Here is a 1,336-nt window from a genome sequence, read left to right as displayed (position 1 = left end):
CTGGCGACCTTTATGAAGGCTCTCAAAGAGGACCACGCCATCAAGATGGACAGTGTTGGCCCCGGTGATAAGTCAGGTGTCGATAAGCTGACCATCGACATTCCTGTGGAAGCCCGCAACTCCCTGCTGCAAGTCACTAAGTCAGATCTATTTGTTGAGGCTCAAGGAATTAACCCAGTGGACTTTAAAGAAATTGGCAACGCCTCAGGTGCTGCCATTCGTGCGCTATACGGTCACTTAGAACTAAAGGCGTCTATCACTGAGTCTTATTTCCGAGATGCTCTCACTGAGTTAGTCCGGGCCATTCTGACGTGGCTCAGGGTATTCGACGCCGATGGTCGAAAGATTACACAGACCTGGACTCGAACAGCTATCCAGAACGATCTCGAGCAAGCACAAATTGTGGCACAACTTGCTCAGTACACTAGTGATGAGGCCGTTGCCAAGGGTAATCCGCTGGTTGATGATCCACAGCAGGAGCTGCAAGACCGACAAGACGATATCGTTAAGCGTGACGGTTATGATAACCCCGATGCTCTCAATGACGTAGGCGGTGAGGACGATGACGAAGCTTAGTTACTGGGAGCGCCGGCACCTTCAGACGAAGGCTAAGCAAATCAAGTCGACAGAAGCTTATGAGAAGGCGTTGCAACCGGAGCTTAATGGCCTGTATCGTGAGTTACATGCTGAGATGGAGAAATGGTACGTTCGGTATGCCAACACGAAGGGTATTGACAAGGATGAGGCCAAGAAAGCCATGGCCGGCATCAACACAAAGCATTGGCAACTCACTCTCAAACAATTTGAGGAGCGGGCCAAGTCTGGTGGTTATCAAGAGCAGTTAGATGCGGAGTATTTTCGTAGCAGGGTGGCTCGCTTGCAGGACTTAGAGCAGCAGTTGCGGCAATTAACACAAGCGTTTGCCAATCATCGTACCGAAACTATGCGCGATGCATTAGCTGATCAGTATGATGACACCTACATGCGAACTACCTACAACATTCAAGCTCAAAAGGGTGCTTTTACCGCCAACTTCGCTCACTTCAATGAAGCACAACTGTGGATAGCTGTTTCTCAACCATGGGGGAAAGATGGCAAAGACTTTTCCAAGCGTATCTGGAAGGATTACCAGCAAGAGCTTCCGAGTTACCTAATGGACACCGTTCTTCGAGGTACAGTACTTGGGTGGAGCCCGCAAAAGGTCACTCAGATGTTTCATGCTCGTTTTCAAGACGTTAAGCGGAATGACATTCACAGGCTAGTCGTTTCTGAAATGGGACACGTTGCCGAAGAGGCGACCGCACAGAGTTATGAAGAAAATGAGATTGAACAATAT

General features: G+C 49.1%; 2 protein-coding genes. Both read left to right on the top strand.

The window, feature by feature from the left end; translation table 11 throughout:
* Window positions 1-576 (top strand): phage portal protein (locus ACYVN4_RS45245; protein ID WP_460730523.1); only part of this gene is annotated, 576 nt, incomplete at its 5' end.
* Window positions 563-1,336: hypothetical protein (locus tag ACYVN4_RS45240; protein WP_460730521.1), on the top strand; the 774-nt coding region annotated here is incomplete at its 3' end. The genes ACYVN4_RS45245 and ACYVN4_RS45240, both read left to right, overlap by 14 nt.

This window comes from Nocardia heshunensis, from assembly GCF_054782115.1.
This window is presented reverse-complemented; position numbering and strand designations above follow the sequence as displayed.